Source organism: Nocardia sp. CS682 (assembly GCF_004634405.1).
GTDB lineage: Bacteria > Actinomycetota > Actinomycetes > Mycobacteriales > Mycobacteriaceae > Nocardia > Nocardia ninae.
This window is the reverse complement of sequence record NZ_CP029710.1, coordinates 8,120,798-8,137,783: the sequence shown is the minus strand read 5'-3', so window position 1 is coordinate 8,137,783 and position 16,986 is coordinate 8,120,798. Positions and strand designations below refer to the sequence as shown.

Below are 16,986 nucleotides of genomic sequence, written 5' to 3'. Positions count from 1 at the left end.
GATCATCCGCCGACAGCCGCTTCGCGGGGCAACCATGCTGGCGCCGTCTGCTCTGTATTCACGCCTTTTTCGATGAAAGCGATGTTGTGATAGATATGGATTGCGGTAACGCCCCTCTCGATGTCGGCGGGCTCGTACGGGGACGTGCGAAGCTGGTCTTGATGGTGTAGACCATCGATCAGAGTTTTCAGGAAGCCCACCGCAGTCTCTGAGTCGTTCAGATCGGCGCGGTTGCCGTTATAGGCCGGCCAATAGGACGCCTGCAGATCCTCGATGACATACATCGCGCCGGGATTCATCAGCGGAAACAATGTCGTGAACGAAGCGCGCACGTGGTCGCTCTGGTGGCTGCCGTCGTCGATCACGAGGTCGAACGGCCCGATTTCCTTGTGCAACCGAACAAGGAGTTCCCGGTCGGACTGATCCCCGGCGATCGTGCTCAGCCGCGGCTCGTCCACCGCCGACTTGTCGAACAGATCCAGCCCGTAGACCAATCCACGGGTGAAATAATGCTTCCACATCCGCAACGAAGCGCCGCCCATGTCCCGCGACTGGTAGCCGCCAACACCAATCTCCAGCAACTTGACCCGCTGGGCTCGGTAAGGCGCGAAGTGCCGTTCATAGTGCGGGGTGTACCAGTGACCACCCCATTTGTCGGATCCGAACCGCAACGCCAGCTCAGTGAGCGTGGGGCGAAATTCGTCGCACGCCCGAATTACCTGACCGGCGGCGCTGCTCGCCAACCTCCACCTCACAACCCACGGGTCCTCGGTCGAGAACTCCGCCGGCCGCCCGGCATCGTTGATCCACACTTCCCGTGTTGCATCGTGCCGGATGCCGGGAACGCCGTAAACCGCACGCACAAACTCCGCCAAGTCTTGCCGAACCCGAACGTCGGCAGACTCACCCCAACCGGCCACAATCTCAACAGCATCGCCACCCACCACAATCCGATAGCCCCAACGGTCCCCCGAATGGCCCAAATCGAACTGCACCGCAATGACTGCCGGCGTCCCTTCGAAGAACTGCGTACGCGAAGCCACCTCAGTCAACACCAGCATCGCGATCTGGTCGACCTCGACGCCAGCCAGGGCAGCCTGGGTATCGGCGAAGGCTCCATCCGCAATGGCGAACGCGCGCTCATACATCTCATTGCCGGTCATCAAATGCCCCCTGGAGATGGTTCTCGCTGCCAGCGATGCTTGCGCACACCGAGTTTGGGGCCTCAGTCGACGATGAGGCCGCCGCTCGGCATCATCCGAAGCCCTCCGCAATATCGATTGCCAGCGGCCAGCGCGCTCAGTCCCGACCACGCTGCTTCCAGATAGTAATAGCGATGCACGAAGTTCAACCTGATCAACGTTGAGCCCTGTCCCCCTTGGGGTTTCAGAACCTTCATCCAATCCGTAGCCGAAGACAGGCCGTCTGACGGCAGTCGAGTGATCGCTCGATGACAACTACCCGGATGTCCGAGGTCTTTGCCACAGCCGCAGTGCGTGACCAGTCCAGCCATTCACCAACCAGATGACCACGTCAGGCCGCCGGCCTCCGCCGCGCCGGCAGCCTGCGCAGCGCGAAGCACCTTCGCGGGCGAGAAGTCTTCGGCTCGTCGGACAACTCGGAGAGTTGTTGCTGTGCCGTCATAGTTCCTCATCGTTGAAACAAGCTGTCCGGCTATCAATCTCGGTACACTTATCCGCGGTGGTAGGGGTGCGGAAGTCACCCCTACTTGGCTGAGCGTCGCGCCCAGGTTCCTTCATCGACCGCAGCTAACCCGCCCTACTCCAAGTGCAGGGGAACAAAATGAGTATCAGCGAACAAATCACCGCCGGCGAACTGGACCATCTCACCTTTCACGGCAAGCTCGAGAACGGGCACCTCGTGCCCGGTGGCCTGCTCGGCGACCAGGCCGCGATGGACGACATCGAGGTCGGGATGTATGTGCTGGAGAAGGACGGCACGCTGATCGCCTGCAACAAGACCGCTATCGGCGCCTGGGGACGCAGTCCCGAACTCGGTAAGAGCGAGAAGTACTGCGGCGCGTTCCGCCTGCGCTACCCCTCCGGCGAGGTCATGCCACACGAGGCGGCTCCGCCCTCGGTGGTCATCAACAACGGCGGCACCGTCCGCGACGCCGATGTCATCTGCGAACAGCCCAATGGTTTCCGGCTGCTCGCGCTGGTCAACGTCTTCCCGATCCGCGACGAGTCCGACGAGGTCGTCGGAGCGGTGAATATCTTCCGCCACAACGCCACCAAAACCGTGCCCGGACTGCTGGAGTCCGCTGGTGCCAGCTGAGCAGCAAGGGCGACACAGCGACTCTCCTGGCAGGAAGGTCTGCCAGGAGTGGCGGTAGCACGGAGGCCCGGACGCCCGGCTTCACAGCCCGAACTACGGCTGTGCAGCGAGCCACTCCTGATAGCTCTGATGCCGAAACTGATAGGCGGCACCGGTAACTCGCAGTAGACCCGCCCCGCGCGCACGCCGAGGTCATCTCCCTAAAAGGCGACAGCTACCGCCTCAAAGACCGCGACCTCGGCCGCGTTCCCGCTGCCAAGACCAACGACTGACTCAACGCCCGCGCCGCAGCACAGAACGCGCATTGTGAAGTGATGTTGACGGGGACGTATGGTCCCTTGTTCGCCCGATGTCCCGCAGGGCTCTAGCTCTGTCGATGATTGTTCTATGGCTGGTAGGTGAACATGTATGTGCCAGCTCCGCCAACAGTACAGAGTGTGATGGTGTTGGGGTGCCAGGCGATGCCGACCACGGGACCGGCGAAGCGCAGGGAGCAGTGACAGCGAGCGTCGGCTACCCGCCACAGTCGCACGGTGCCGTCGTTGCTCGCGGTCGCGAGCAGCGCGCCATCCGGGGAAAACGCGCAGTGGTCTACCCAGCTGGTATGGCCGGACAGGACCGCGTGTTGGGTGTCGTCGGCAACCCGCCAGAGTCGAGCGGTCCGGTCGTCGCTGGTCGTCGCGAACAATGTTCCATCCGGCGAGAACGCGCAGTCGTTGAGCAGGTCGCTATGGCCCGTCAGCACCGCGCGCGTGGTTCCGTCGGCCACCCACCACAACCGGACCGTACGGTCGCTGCTCGCGGTCGCCAGCAACGTGCCGTCGGGGGAGAACGTGCACTGCTTCACGCGGCCGGTGTGACCGGTCAGCACCGTGTGCTCGGTACCGTCGGCTACCCGCCATAGGCGCACGGTGCGGTCGCTGCTGCCGGTAGCGATCAGCGTTCCGTCTGGGGTGAAGCCGCAGCCGTTCACCTCGCTGCTATGGCCTGCGAAATATTGCCTGCTGGGTGCCGTCGGCGACCCGCCAGATTCGGGCCGTGGAGTCGTTGCCCGAACGGTCAGGACGGGACGGCGACCATCACGGTGCAACGTACCTCGGCACAGGGCGATCAAGTGACCTGATCCGGCTGCTTGATCCTTGACACCGGTCGCGCATTCCCGTTTCGGCCGGTTAGACCTGCTAGTGTAAGCGCCCGGAGTGCCGGGAAGCCTGGTCGGCGAGTCGATGACGCATCGCTAAACGACCTGGAGCCTCCTATGACCGCACACCCGATTGTCATCGGCTACGGCAGCATCGGCCGCAACGCCGCACGCGCGATCGCCGATGCGGGACTCGGGTCCGATCTCGTTGTCGTCGACCACGATCCGGTGCGCGCCGGCCTTGCTCGCCGCGACGGCGCCCGCTCCGTATTGGGTGACGCTTGCGACCTCGGCTTGCTCCGCAGGGCCGGAACAAGCGAGGCCGGATCCGTCACCATCGCCGTCGCAACGGACAGCGAAGCGGTCCGCATCACCTCGAGAGTTCGCGGGCTCAACAAACACGCCACAATCTGTACCTCCTTGCGCAGTGGCGGCTGGAGCCCCGTCGCCGAATACCTCGGCGCCGATCAGGTCGTTGCCGCCAGCAGGATGGCCGGCCGGCTATTGGGACTGAGCACACGTCGCCCCGGCCTGCTCGCCGAGTTCCGCCGGGCGCTACGGCAACCCCCGAAGTGGTTGTCGCGCAACGCCCTGTCAGCGCAAGTGAGGTCGGACAGCATCCGGCGCGCTGTGGCCCGCTCGTATTGGCAGTCGTCCGCGGGGGCCGAATCCGATGGTGCGACGACCCTGAGACGTCGTTACTACGCGCGCCCGATCGACTTCTCGTTATCCGCGCGGCATGGCCGACAACGCCAGCATTATGACCACGCGCCTGGACTGGCGGATCTGTGCGGCGACACCAGGTACCCAACATTCGATGATCTCTCGGAGGCACGATGGATAGCTTGCTCGGCACAGTCGTCGGATCCCGTCTCGTTAGCGACGGGTGCCGTTTGATCCTCCTCGAGATTGCGAAACCCCGCCCGGTCTCCGACGGTCACGAATGCACCTTTGTGATCCAGGACCGTGGGCAGTGGACCAGCCGCGGCCACGACAGCTTCGCTGCCCTATATACCGCCATGTCACAGATCGGCACCGAACTCGCCCGCGCCACCGAATCCGGGAACCAGTTCACCGTTGCCGGTCCCGCCGAGCTCGGCTTCCCCGTAGTCACCGCCGACCGGGCCGTCACTACCGACACCATCGACGTCGCAGACCTCGTTGCTATACGCTCCTTCTCGCGCAACGACCGCCGCCACCACATCTGCCTCGGTCAGCCCTTCGCACCACCTGATCAGAACGTGGTGCTGTGCCCGTTCCAAGTCGACACCCGACCTCGCGCCTTTGCCTCCGGCTTCGACAGCATGCAGGCTCTCGTCACCGCGATCCGCATGATCGGCGCCTGGCTGGACCTGCCCCAAGACTGGCCGCTCCACGCCGACGGCTGACCGATCGCGTACTTCGCCCGCAGATCTATGCCTCCGTAATCGAACTGGCCCGCCCGGTCGAATTGCGCAATACCCACGAGTGTCTGCCCAACCAGCGGAATGCTTCCCGCAAGCGCGGATGTGCCTGTCGACTGCGCCGCCGATGCGCGGGTGCTTCGTCCAAGGACGTGGGCCTGACCGGACTGGTCACCGAGCCGGCGTGCCCCACGATCCAGTCGATCGGCGAGAGCAGACCGTCGCTCATTTCCAATCCGATCAGACGGCAGCCCAAGCAGCTGTGCAGGCGCTGAATTCCGACGATCAGTTCCAGTGGCGCGGGAAAAAGTCGTTGAGCACGGACCAACTGACCGACTATCTGCGCGAGCTCACGCCGGTTGTCCTGCGGTTCGATCTTCGGGTCACCTACTACCTGCTGCAGCAGGGAAGGCCGGTGAGCCGCCAAGCTGTGTTGCAGGCCGGCACCGCAGTATTGGTCGACGTGCGCGGGGTACCCCGTATCCGTTCCATCAGCGGCACGCCCCTGACACTGCCCCACCTCGTCCAGAACGCCACGCCGCACTTCCTCGGAGACACCTGGACGGCTTTCGATCCGGCCAAGGTATTCGCCGTCCGGCCCGCCGATATCGAACTGGCATTCTTCGCCCTTTTCCCTATCGGCTCTGGCGTCAGGTTCGAAAGGCCGTGCGGCACAACAGGCAACGCCGACCGCGACCAGACACCGCCGACTAACTCCAGCGGACCGTCGACGCCGCAATCACCTCCTGCACCCGGACCGACTTCTGTCGCTCCGTCTGGCTTCGATACGAGCGGCACCTGGGTGATCGAGTCCGATGACAGCGCCGCGATCGGCACGCTTGTGCCTGACGGAGATGGATTCCGTTTCAAAACAACCGATTACATAGGTTGGGACTGCTATCTGGACGGCAGGCCGAACCAGGACGCGTCACTCACCTGCGTCTCCGGAGGAGGGATTGCAGCCACCTGGCGCGGGCAAGGACATATTTCGCCGGTCGGGGTGTCGAAGTTCCGCTTCGACGGAACGGCTGTCAGCATCCGCCCCGGTTCCACCATGATTCTGCGGCCGCAATAGTCGCCTGCGCGGACTTCGCGATCGTTACCGATGATCGGCAGCTCGGCTGTGTCCGGGCAGCGGGCAGCCCCTTTAGGAGCGGGTCTTGGCGGCCTTCTTCGCACGCTTCTTGGCGTGTTCGACGAAATGCGGAACAGCTGGCTTGCTCCGAGATGATGCCGCCTCGTGCGGAGCCGCCTGCGCTGCGCGGTACGCAGCAACGACGTCTGCAGAGATCCGGCCACGGCCTGATTGCTGGGCGCGGACGATACCCATAGCGTCCAGAAGCCCAGCTGATAGACAGCGGTCTCCTTACCATCGGTACCTCGTATCAGCACTGACGACCTCAGCAGGCCGCGTGGCTGAGGATCTCTGAAAGCACCCGGACTACTCATCCTCACAAGCTTCCTGAGCACGCCCCCGGCCAGAACATTTGTGGACCAATCGTGGACCAACAGTGTCGAATTCGGCCCCCACCGTGGACCAATTGTGGACCACCCGTTCCGCCCGCAACGTCCGTAACCAGCGGATATACTCGTTCTGCGCGCGGGTATATCGAGCGTTTCGCGCACGAAATGGCCTTATCGGGTATCAATTCTGGACTGGGGGTCAGGTGGTCGCAGGTTCAAATCCTGTCAGCCCGACAGAGAGAAACCCCTCCTGACCTCGGTCGGAGGGGTTTCGTCATTGCCACACCACCCGCAGAGCGGGACCAGAACGGGACCGCAGATGCTTGGACAGCCTGTCCCCGGCGTCGGTCAGCTCTCGATGATCGGGGTGCAAGTACTTCTCTGTCGTCCGGCTGTCCGCGTGCCCGGCGATCTTCTGCAACACGTGCGTTGCTGCTGGGGCGAGCGGCGTCGGGCATCGGGCATTTGTTCACCGTAGCCGGTCGCTTCCTCCCCCTGTGTCGCGGCGGCACAACGGGGTGTCCCTCGCGAGAGCTACCTGAAAAGACCACTCCGCGGCGGGATGTGGCGCCCAGGCGCCCGCGCTTACCGTCGGAGAGTGATCCAAGCGCAAGCCCTGACAAAGCACTACGGCCGGACACATGCCGTGGAAGATCTGAGCTTCACCGTCGAATCCGGCCGTGTGACCGGTTTCCTCGGCCCGAACGGGTCGGGCAAGTCGACGACCATGCGGCTGATCCTCGGTCTCGACGCCCCTTCGCGCGGGCAGGTCACAGTGCTCGGGCGCCGATACCGCGAACTGGTGCGACCGCTGCATACCGTCGGCGCGCTATTGGATTCCGGTGATGTCCTGCGATCCCGGACGGCTGCGGCACATCTATCGTTCCTCGCGGTGAGTAACCGTATCCCGCGTCGCCGAGTGGAGGAGGTACTGGCTTCGGTCGGTCTCACCGATGTTGCGGGCCAGCGTGTGAAAGGTTTCTCCCTCGGCATGCTGCAACGGCTCGGCATCGCGGTGGCGCTGCTGGGTGACCCCGCGATCCTGGTGCTGGACGAACCGGTCAACGGCTTGGACACCGAGGGCATCCGCTGGATACGCGGGATGCTGCGATCGATGGCGGACGAGGGCCGCACGGTGTTGCTTTCCAGCCATCTGATGAGCGAGACACAGCTGGTCGCCGATCATCTGATCGTGCTCGGCGCGGGTCGGCTGCTCGCGGATGAGCCGCTGACCGAGTTCGTCGAGCGCAGGGCCGACCCGGTGGTGCGCGTCCGCAGCGCTGAGCTGGCCACCTTGGCTGAGTCGCTGGGCCGGCCGATCGAGATTCATGGCGACACCGGCACGGTGCGCGGCCTGCGATCGCGCGAGATCGGCCGGTTGGCCGCCGCGCACGGAATAGTGCTGGATGAGTTGACGCCGATCCATGCCTCGGTGGAAGACGTTTATACCCGCTTGGTCGCCGAACATCAGCAGTTCGGTCACCGCGATACGCGACCGGCAAAGCATCGGGCCTTCAAGCACATGAAAGGTGATGCGGCGTGAGCACCTCCACCGCTGTGCCGGCGGAGCGGGTGAGCCTCGGTGACCAGATCCGCTCCGAGCTGATCAAGGTGCGGTCAGCACGATCGCTGTGGCTGCTGCCGGTGGCTGCGGTCGTGCTCGGTCCGGTGACGGCACTGTTCGTGGGGCTGACCGACAGCATGGAAACCGGCGATACGGTGCTCGGTGGCGCCCTGACCGGGCTCACCCTGTCACTCGCCGTGATCGCTTCGTGGGGTGCGCTGGTGGTCACCACGGAGTTCTCCTCCGGGACCATTCGGCCGGTCTTGGCCGCGACACCGCAGCGGGGGATCGTCCTGGTGGCGAAAATGGTCGCGGTGGGGACGATCGGGATTGTGGTCGGAGTGGTTACCACGACCTCGGCGTACGCGGTCGGGCTGGGCAGTATCACTGCTGGGAAATACGAAGCAGGTGAACCTCTTCCGGGCTTGCTGGGCATCTTCGGTTGCTTTCCGGCGGTAGCGCTGCTGGGGGTGGGTGCCGGTGTGGCGCTGCGCAGTTCGGTGGGCGCGGTTGCCGTCGTCGCCGCGCACGTGGTGCTGCCACAGTTGTCCTCGGCACAGGCATTCGGTGACCTGCACAAATGGGTGACAGTTGCCGCGCCCAGTGCGGTCGTCGCCAAGTTGTCGCAGAGTTCGGATGGCGCAGCCGAACTCATGGGATCCCTCGGCGGGTGGCCGCGGCTGGGGGTCGTGCTCGCCGGGACCGCTGGTGTGTTACTCCTGGCACGCAGGACCTTCGAACGCGAGGACATGTGAACATCCGGATGAGGCAGCAGTGGCGGCTACCAGCCTTGCTAGCGACCAGCGTGTTCGTATTCGTTGTCGTCGATCACACGCTGCTCTCCGACACCACCCTCGGTGCCCGGCCTTCAACCGGATTCGCACTGATCCAGGCGCTCGCGATCGTGCTGCAGATCCGGCTTCCGCGCATCGGCTGGGCGGCGAGTCTCACCGCGGTGGGGTGTGCTTCGGTCGTGGTGCGCGAATCGCTATGGGTCGACGCGATGTTCAACAGCTACCTGGTGGTGCTTGGCATCCTCGCCCTGCGCGTGTCGTGGCGCTCGGCCGTCGCGGCCTGGGCAGCCACCACCGCGCTGAGTCTCGTTCTGGCCCTGACGATGCCGCATACACGCCTCACCGACGCGGTGGAATCGGTACTCCTCACCGGACTGGTGCTGGTAGCCGGGTCCGCGATACGGGCACTGTTCCAGTCCCGGCGCGACGCGCTCGCGCAGAGCGCGGAATCAGAGCGCCAGCGCGAGCGCAACGCCGTGCTCGAGGAACGCACCCGCATCGCCCGCGAACTGCACGACGTTGTCGCCCACCACATGTCGGTCGTCGCGATCCAGGCCGGGGCCGCCCAGCACCGTGTCGCTGATCCCTCACCTGAGCTGCTCGCCGGCCTCGAGGCGATCCAGTCGAGCGCGGCCGCGGCGCTCGGCGAGATGCGCCGGATCCTCGGTGTCCTGCGAGCCGACAGCGACGCCCCGACTCACCCTCAGCCGTGCCTCGACGACGTGAACGAACTCGTCGACGGAGTGCGTGCCGCGGGCCGATCGGTGACGCTGACATTGCACGGTACGGCGCGAGACCTGCCGCCTGGTATGGCGGTCTCGGCTTACCGGATCGTCCAAGAAGCTCTGAGCAACGCCTTACGGCACGCACCTACTGCCGCCATAACTGTCGAATTGTGCTATCGCGAAACCGAACTCACACTCGACATCCGCAATGCCCCCGGTGGCAGCGCGGGACCGGTCACACACGGTGCGGGCCAAGGCTTGATCGGCATGCGTGAGCGAGTGGCTATGTTGAACGGTTCCTTCGACGCGGGTCCCACACCCGAAGGCGGCTACCACGTCCACGCACGCCTACCCCTCGATGGAAGGAGCCCCCGTGACGATCCGGGTACTGATCGCTGATGATCAAGCGTTGGTGCGCGACGGGCTCGCGGTGCTGCTCGCCGCCGAACCGGGAATCGAGGTGGTCGGGGCGGCCGCCGATGGCGCCTCCGCACAGCAGCTTGCCGGGGAACTGCTCCCCGACGTGGTGCTGATGGATGTGCGGATGCCCCGCGTCGACGGTCTGGCGGCTGCCGCGCACATTATCGCCTCCGGGATACCGACCAGGGTGATCATGCTGACGACCTACGACCTGGACGAGTACGTCTTTCGCGCGCTGCGCGCCGGAGCGAGCGGGTTTCTGCTCAAGGACACACCGGCCCAGGCCCTCGCCGACGGCATCCGCACCGTCGCCCGCGGTGACGCGATGCTCGCGCCCTCGGTCACTCGCCGGTTGCTCGGCGAGTTCGCCCGCCTCGGTGGCCGAGCGCGCCCGGACAACGCGCGCCTGCGGCTACTCACCGAACGCGAAACCCAAGTACTCGAACTTCTCGCGCGAGGACTATCCAACGCCGAGATCGCTGAAAGCCTTGTCATCGCAGAAGAAACCGTGAAAACCCATGTCGGTCGCATCCTCGCGAAACTGCACCTGCGTGACCGCACCCAGGCCGCGATCTTCGCCCATGAGACGGGGCTGGCCGGACCGCACTGACCGCGCTTGCCCGCAGCACAGGAGATTACCGTGCACCACACCCTCATCGTTGGAGCCGGACCCACCGGCTTGACCCTCGCCATCGATCTCGCCCGCCGTGGACTCGCCGTCCGGATCATCGACAAAGCACCGCGCCCCTTCACCGGTTCGCGCGGTGACGGTGTCCAGCCCCGCACCCTCGAAGTATTCGACGACCTAGGCGTCCTCAGCGAGGTTCTCACCCAGGGTTGCGGACAACCGGTTTTCCGAATGTTCACCGGCAGCGAACTAGTCCGTGAAGTGCAAATGACCGCCCCGAGAAAGCCCACTTCCGCTGTGCCGTACCCGAATCCGCAGGTGCTGGGTCAGTCGCAAACCGAAGAGATCCTGCGTCACCGCCTGACCGATTATCGGATCCGGGTCGAATTCGGCACCGAACTGGTCGAATTCGACCAAGACCCGGACAGAGTGACTGCGACATTGGCCCGCGACGGCGGCACAGAAACCGTGCGGGCCCACTATCTGGTCGGCGCGGACGGCGCCGCCAGCATCGTCCGCAAATCGCTGCGCATCGAGTTCGACGGCACCACCGACGACTCGGTTCGCCTGATGATCGGCGACGTCCGCGCCGACGCTCTCGACCATCAGTACGGCTACTGGTTCACCGCTGACAACCCACAAGAAGGGATCGCCCTATCGCCCTTGCCCGGTGGCCCCTACTTCCAGTTCGGCATGCCGATGACCTCTCCGGTCGAACCCGACCTCGAGCTGCTGCAGCAGTACCTCGAGAAGTATTCGGCCCGAACCGATATCCGGCTCACCGACCTGCGCTGGTCGACGGTCTGGCGACCGAACGTGCGCTTGGCTCGCCGCTATCGTGTGGGCCGAGTCTTCCTCGCAGGCGACGCCGCCCACGTGCATCCACCCACTGGCGGGCAAGGGCTCAATACCGGTATCCAGGACGCCTACAACCTCGGCTGGAAACTTGCCGACGGGTCATCAGAGTTGCTCGACAGCTACGAGAGCGAACGCCGAAAGGTCGCCGCCGATGTTCTCGGTCTCAGCACCGAATTGATGCGCAAGCACACCGAAGGCGACGAGAACGCACACCGCCGCGAGCACACCCATCAACTCGACGTCAGCTACCGCGACCCCGCCGACACTGGGCCCCTCGTCTCCGGCGACCGCGCGCCCGACGCACCCATCCTCGACACCGCCGGTCACCCGGCCCGGCTGTTCGACCTGTTCCGCGGACCGCACGCCACCCTGCTGTGCTTCGACTGCCCGACACCGGCCGACACCGATCCCGGCACCCACACCTGGTCGGTGCTCCCCGCCGATCAGCAGCCCGCCGTCCCGAATCAGTACGTCATCGACGCCGAAGGCCACGCCTTCGGCAACTACGCTGCCCGACCCGGCAGCCGCATCCTGGTTCGCCCAGACGGGTATCTGGCCTAAGCGAAACCCCTCTCGGGTACGACTTCGCAGGACCCCAGCATCCGCCCGCACCCGGGAGCAGCCCGCACCATCTTGCGGCCTCACGATTGTGCCGAATCCTGAGCGAGTCGTGGGGTCGCTTTGTGGCGCGATGACGATCCGTGCGCCCGTCCGGGGTACGGCGCAGCTTCGGCCTCGACGCGGACGGGCGTCGTTGAACGGGCCGTTCATGAGGTCACGATTCGGCTGGCCGTGACGGCTCGATGTGACTCGCGGACGACGGGCGGAGCGCGCGGATGCCGTGGGCGAGGCGTATCAAGAGCAGCATCGTGGTGGCCGCAAGGGTGAGGTAGATCAGCCCGGCGATATCGGGCGTCCACAGCATGAGCTGTGGCAGTGTGATGCCCATGCGTGCAGGGAGAGCGGCGGCGAGTCCGTAGAGTATCGCACCTGGTGCGAGTATCCAGGCGGCGAGCGCGATGCAAGAACGCCATCGTTTCGGTGCCGGTGTTTTCGGATGTACGAGGCGTCGAATTCCGTGTCCGATCAGGCCGATCAGGATCACGATCAGCGCAGCCAGCGCGCCGAGTATTGCCGTATAGCTCTGTCCCGAAGGAATTTCCGGCGGCGCGTGCCCGATAGATAGTGCGGCCAAGCCGAATCCGACGTTCAGCAGCTTCGGCTCGTGTAGTGTTCCGTAGCTGTTGACGAGCAGCACGATCGCTTGCTCCGGGAGCAGGATGATCTGCGCCCAGTAGCCGGGCGCTGCTCCGCCGTGCCAGATCATCGGGGTATCGGCGCCCGGAACCGTCCAGCGGCGCCACCCGAGCCCATAGCTCTTGCCGGGACTGGTGGGTATGTCGCCCGCGAACATCGTGTCCCGCTGGGCCTTATCGATGATTTCGGTGCCGCCGCCGAGATTCGTCCTGGCGAAAGCGGCGAGATCTGCCAGAGCTCCACCGAGGTATCCATATCCGACGCCCGCTGGATCGAAGGGCGGCGTCATGGGTACCGGGCGGTCGAAGATGTAGCGATGGCCGCGGGAGACGGCGGCCTGGGCTTGTGCCTGTGTAGTGATGGTGGTGCGCATGGCAAGCGGGTCGAGGACCCGGCTGTACAGCACATCGGTGAAAGGTTTGCCGGTGACTGCCTCCACGACCGCGGCGAGCAGCAAGTAGTTCGTGCTCGAATAGCGGTGTGCGACACCGGGTTCACCGGCGAGGGTCTGCTGTTCTAGTTCCGGCAGCACATCTGCCGGTCGGCGGTGCGCGTCGGTCCGATCGGTGTGGCGAGTGCTGGTCGGAAGTCCACTTGTCTGGTTGATCAACTGCCGCACCGTGATTCGCGCGGATCGCGCATGGTCGCGGGTTCGGAAGGATGGCAGATACGTGGCGACAGAGGCATCGAGTCGCAGCTCTCCGGCGGCAACCATGATCATCACCAGGGTCGCCGTCACCGGTTTGGCCACCGAACCCCACAGGAAGGGGGTCGTGGCATTCACGGCGGCGCCGTCTCCATCGGTGCCGAAGGTACCGGTGTGGCGTATGCCGTCGCGATCCACGATCGCATACGCGGCTCCGGGAATACGGACCGAGCGCATCTTGTCGCGCACGAATCGGTCCAGCTCACCGTACGGCCGCACCGCCTCGCCGCTGCGCCCGGAAGTTTCCGGTGCAGCCGTGCAGCCTGCCACTACGAGCACCGCGGCGAGCCAGGCGACGCACCGTAACAGTATGGTCATATTGGAAAGATAACCATACGAGTATATTGTTGTCACGTGCCCCGAACCGCTGACCACGACGAGCGCCGCGATCTGATGGCGCGGGCGTTTCAACGACTGCTCGCCACCGAGGGCCTGCCTCGGGTGTCGTTCACCCGGGTCGCGGCAGAGGCTGGCGTGTCGGTAGGCCTGATTCAGCACTATTTCGCGAACAAGGATGCGCTGCTACGGTTTTCGTACGAGGATTGCCTGCGTCGTAGTGCTGAGCGGGTTGAAACCCGAATCCAGGACGGCGAGGCCGCGAAACAGCCGATCGCGGAAATGCTGCTGGCGGGCCTGGCCGAGTTGTTGCCTCTCGATCCGGAACGCACGCTCGAATACCGAGTCGAGCGCAGTTTGTGGATATCCGCGCTCAACGATGCCGAACTGGCCGAGGTCGCACAACGCGCGAGCGCGGGCCTAGCCGGCCGGATCGCCGCCGCGATCGAAAACGGTAAGGAGTGCGGTGAAGTGCGCCCCGAAGTCGACAGCGCCCGCGCGGCCGCCATGATCTTGTCCACCGCTCGCGGATTCGCCGACACGCTGTCGATGGACACGACACTCGCTCACTCCTCCGACGCGATCAAGCATGTCCTTCATCCAGTGATCACGATCGTTTTCACCGGACGCTGCGATCACTACGATCAATGAATAATTTCTCCGCCCAAGGCATTTCGAGGGATGCGAGCGTCGGCGGCCGTTAGGCGAGGGCATGGACTCTGCCCGCTGCGCGGATCACCACGTACCCCCCGGGCCCGGACGGCACCTCTTGCCGTTCGGCTGCGGCGGAGAACGCGGTTCGACCGCCGAAACCAGCTCGCGCGAGGAAGGACTCAGCGATGGACCTGGCTCGCCTCGGGCCGAGTCCCACCCACCGACCGTGCTCAACCACCGATAATGCTCGCCAGCCAACTTCTCGACGAAACCCAGCCGCGGCAGCGCATCGCATTCCAACCCTCCACAAGCGCCAGCCGCCCTCCCCCCATGGCGACATTTCCCTGCGATCACCCGGCCATGCCTAAGTTCCATCAAGAGGTTGCGGGTCGCGTGAGCGCCGTTCGAGCCCGGCTGGTGCAGTTCAACGGTGACCCGGTCGGCCGGCTCGTCGAGGGGGCGTTGGCCATGTCCCCGTTGAGATTTCGGTATCGCCGGGTGGGATCTCGAGCCCGGACGTCGCCGTACTCGGTCTAAACGTGCTGCAGCCTGTATCGAGGTGGCCAACTGGAGAATCTCCGGCGATCAGTCGGGTGCGAAACCGCCAATGTCTACGCCGATCACCAGCGCACCCAGGAGACCACCGATCACCGCGGCGGTGATGAGGTACCCGACCGCGATCCGGCGGGTCCGTGGGAACACCGCGAGCACGGCAGCCGGAGCAAGGAGCACGATCAGGGAAATCCCCCAGGTCACCCAGTAGGAAGCGGCGATCTCGACCGGGTAGGCACGAAGATGCCGTGGTGTCGCGTTCGGCGCCGGGACGCCGAGTGCGCGTTGGGATTTGAGCGTGACGGGAATGTAAAGAAGTACCGCCACCACCACCCCGGCACCTATCCCCCATCCTGCGCTCCATCGCGACGGCTGCCGTGTCTCGCGTGCTGTCATCCTAGATTTACCTGACTCCAGTCCATGCCCACACCGATGCCGACCCAAGCACCAGGAACGGCTTTGCGATACCGAGCTTTTCGCCTTCAACACCAACCAGGACAGCTTGCTGCGCGGGGTTGCCGTAGTCATCGCCCGCAGCGAAATCGTACACGTCGTACATATGCGCCTGCGTTCTCAGCTGGATCTGATGCTGGCCGGGATTGCCGGGCTGGGCGATCACAGCAGTAGTGCAGCAGAGGCTGTACCGGCCGACGGACTGCACGTGATCGTTGCTGATGCCCGCCACCGGCAGCCATGGCGAGCTGATGATCACCTTGGCCGGTTGCCCTGTTCTGTTGGTTTCAGCGATCGCGGCTTGGATCGCTTCCTCTTTGTTGGCGTTGATTCGTTCTGCCGGCGGCTTCACATTCGGATCTTTGTAGGCGGTCCTGTCCTCGGCCGTCCACACGTCGAGTATCGAGGCGTTCAGCACGTAGTCCGAACCGGCGTTCTTGTAGTAGTTCTCCCATAGCTCGTGGGCGTTGGGGCGGTCATTCGCGGAGAAGTACGACGAGACCACGGCGGCCTTTTGCAGGTTCGCGGGGACCAGCGTGCCGAAGGGATCGGGAACGGTGTCGTAGTCGCTGAGGTCGACGGGGCAGGTCGGCGGCGAGTTGAGCGGGTCCGGGCAGTAGGCGGGGTGCAAGCCGGTGTCGTAGCTGGCGAACCCTTGAGCGGGGACGAGCAGCGCCCGCAGGTAGTCGTTGTGAACGAAGATCGAACCGCGTTCGAACTGCTGGAGGACGGCGCCGGGCTCGGAAGCCGGTACCGCATCGCCGATCGGGTAGCCGTACTGGCTCCTCTCGTAGCCTGCGCCGGCCCACACTTCCAGGATCCGTCCGGTGACGCTGTGGGCGCCGGCGGACGGGGACCAATAGATCATCCCCCGGTCGAATCTGTTGAAGCGGCCCATACCGTCTGGAGCGACGACCTCGTCGCTGGTCGGGTATCCGAGCGGGCCGCGTTCAGCGCCGGACTCTTCCCATTTCGTGCGGATCGCGCCTTGGATGTTGTGCGCTCCGCGCAGTGGCGCCCAATAGATGGTTGCGCCCTGGAATTCCTGGCGGCGGCCGACTCCATCGGAGAGCACGATTTCGTCGGTGGTGGGGTAGCCGATGAACCCGCCTTCGTACCCATACTCCCCCCACTTGGTCAGGAACTCGTGCGCCACGGGGTGCGCCCCGGTATCGGGTGACCAATAGATGTTGCCGCCCAGGAACTCTGACCGCCGACCGAAGCCGTCGGGATTTGCCAGCTCATTGGTTTTCGGGTGGAGGAGGAACCCATTCGGGCCGCCGGTTTGCAGGTATTTGTCGAGGATGGCACCGCACACCTGGAAAGGGGACGGAGGAAAGCTCTGACATGCCATGGAACAGCTCCTTGTTTGATTGCAGTCATTCGGCCATAGGTTCGAATGACTGCTTTGCGGGTGGGCCCTCAACGAGTGGTGCATCGATCGCGCGGGGACCCGTACCGTCAGCCAGCGGGTAGACAAAATCCGTGGCCGCCCGGGGAAAGGACCGTGGCGCGCCGACGCACCGCGGCAGGGCCATTGGACGAAAGAGTCCTCGATCCTTGTATGGATCGAGGACTCGATGCGAGCGGGCAAACGGCAAGGGGTATCGAAACACGTTGCCGATGGGATGATTCCGGAGAGGTCCGGGATTAGAGCGCAGCTATCGCGCTGTCAGCAGCTTCACCTACGGGGAGCGAATTGTCAATAGGCACAGGGAGATTCATGCGGAACT

The 16,986-nt window shown here is 64.6% G+C and carries 15 protein-coding genes and 1 pseudogene; 11 read left to right on the top strand and 5 right to left on the bottom strand.

The window, feature by feature from the left end:
- Positions 1-2: 2 nt before the first annotated feature.
- Entirely contained in the window at positions 3-1,163 is a 1,161-nt protein-coding gene (locus DMB37_RS36905; protein WP_135236660.1) for a class I SAM-dependent methyltransferase, read from the bottom strand.
- A gap of 640 nt (positions 1,164-1,803) precedes the next feature.
- On the opposite strand from DMB37_RS36905, the gene DMB37_RS36900 reads away from it, so the two are divergent.
- Together DMB37_RS36900 and DMB37_RS36895 are read left to right on the top strand one after the other, a co-directional pair.
- The gene (locus DMB37_RS36900) at positions 1,804-2,298 is read left to right on the top strand and encodes a PAS domain-containing protein (RefSeq protein ID WP_135236659.1); all 495 of its coding nucleotides are present in this window, start codon (positions 1,804-1,806) and stop codon (positions 2,296-2,298) included.
- A 182-nt stretch (positions 2,299-2,480) separates the two neighbouring features.
- Positions 2,481-2,570 (top strand): annotated as a pseudogene (locus tag DMB37_RS36895) (IS21-like element ISAau2 family helper ATPase IstB); the annotation flags it as partial.
- A 113-nt stretch (positions 2,571-2,683) separates the two neighbouring features.
- On the opposite strand, the gene DMB37_RS36890 reads toward DMB37_RS36895, so the two are convergent.
- Positions 2,684-3,388, bottom strand: a complete 705-nt coding sequence (locus DMB37_RS36890) for a WD40 repeat domain-containing protein (RefSeq protein ID WP_255508333.1) — start codon at positions 3,386-3,388, stop codon at positions 2,684-2,686.
- A gap of 168 nt (positions 3,389-3,556) precedes the next feature.
- On the opposite strand from DMB37_RS36890, the gene DMB37_RS42095 reads away from it, so the two are divergent.
- The 8 genes from DMB37_RS42095 (at position 3,557) to DMB37_RS36850 (ending at position 11,856) form a co-directional block, all read left to right on the top strand.
- On the top strand, positions 3,557-4,336 hold the full coding sequence (locus tag DMB37_RS42095) for an NAD(P)-binding protein (RefSeq protein ID WP_135236657.1): 780 nt from the start codon (positions 3,557-3,559) through the stop codon (positions 4,334-4,336).
- Between the two features lie 56 nt (positions 4,337-4,392).
- Positions 4,393-4,827: a hypothetical protein gene (locus DMB37_RS36880; RefSeq protein ID WP_135236656.1), complete on the top strand. Its 435-nt coding sequence runs from the start codon at positions 4,393-4,395 to the stop codon at positions 4,825-4,827.
- 199 nt (positions 4,828-5,026) lie between these two features.
- Positions 5,027-5,917, top strand: a complete 891-nt coding sequence (locus DMB37_RS36875) for a DUF6777 domain-containing protein (RefSeq protein WP_135236655.1) — start codon at positions 5,027-5,029, stop codon at positions 5,915-5,917.
- Positions 5,918-6,904: 987 nt separating this feature from the next.
- Positions 6,905-7,849, top strand: coding sequence for an ABC transporter ATP-binding protein (locus tag DMB37_RS36870; protein ID WP_167769048.1), 945 nt, complete (start codon positions 6,905-6,907; stop codon positions 7,847-7,849).
- Positions 7,846-8,625, top strand: a complete 780-nt coding sequence (locus DMB37_RS36865; protein ID WP_135236653.1) for an ABC transporter permease — start codon at positions 7,846-7,848, stop codon at positions 8,623-8,625. Before DMB37_RS36870 ends, DMB37_RS36865 begins: the two co-directional genes overlap by 4 nt.
- On the top strand, positions 8,622-9,788 hold the full coding sequence (locus DMB37_RS36860) for a sensor histidine kinase (protein ID WP_135236652.1): 1,167 nt from the start codon (positions 8,622-8,624) through the stop codon (positions 9,786-9,788). Before DMB37_RS36865 ends, DMB37_RS36860 begins: the two co-directional genes overlap by 4 nt.
- Positions 9,763-10,419, top strand: coding sequence for a response regulator transcription factor (locus DMB37_RS36855; RefSeq protein ID WP_240771836.1), 657 nt, complete (start codon positions 9,763-9,765; stop codon positions 10,417-10,419). Before DMB37_RS36860 ends, DMB37_RS36855 begins: the two co-directional genes overlap by 26 nt.
- A gap of 30 nt (positions 10,420-10,449) precedes the next feature.
- On the top strand, positions 10,450-11,856 hold the full coding sequence (locus DMB37_RS36850; protein ID WP_135236650.1) for an FAD-dependent monooxygenase: 1,407 nt from the start codon (positions 10,450-10,452) through the stop codon (positions 11,854-11,856).
- Between the two features lie 214 nt (positions 11,857-12,070).
- On the opposite strand, the gene DMB37_RS36845 is transcribed toward DMB37_RS36850, so the two are convergent.
- Positions 12,071-13,576 (bottom strand): serine hydrolase, encoded by a 1,506-nt coding sequence (locus DMB37_RS36845; protein ID WP_135236649.1) that lies wholly within the window; start codon positions 13,574-13,576, stop codon positions 12,071-12,073.
- Positions 13,577-13,651: 75 nt separating this feature from the next.
- On the opposite strand from DMB37_RS36845, the gene DMB37_RS36840 reads away from it, so the two are divergent.
- The gene (locus DMB37_RS36840) at positions 13,652-14,245 is read left to right on the top strand and encodes a TetR/AcrR family transcriptional regulator (RefSeq protein WP_255508405.1); all 594 of its coding nucleotides are present in this window, start codon (positions 13,652-13,654) and stop codon (positions 14,243-14,245) included.
- A 588-nt stretch (positions 14,246-14,833) separates the two neighbouring features.
- Here DMB37_RS36840 and DMB37_RS36835 read toward each other — a convergent pair.
- Together DMB37_RS36835 and DMB37_RS36830 are read right to left on the bottom strand one after the other, a co-directional pair.
- Positions 14,834-15,127, bottom strand: a complete 294-nt coding sequence (locus tag DMB37_RS36835; protein WP_240771835.1) for a hypothetical protein — start codon at positions 15,125-15,127, stop codon at positions 14,834-14,836.
- Positions 15,128-15,203: 76 nt separating this feature from the next.
- Positions 15,204-16,607, bottom strand: coding sequence for an LGFP repeat-containing protein (locus DMB37_RS36830; RefSeq protein ID WP_135236646.1), 1,404 nt, complete (start codon positions 16,605-16,607; stop codon positions 15,204-15,206).
- Positions 16,608-16,986 lie beyond the last annotated feature (379 nt).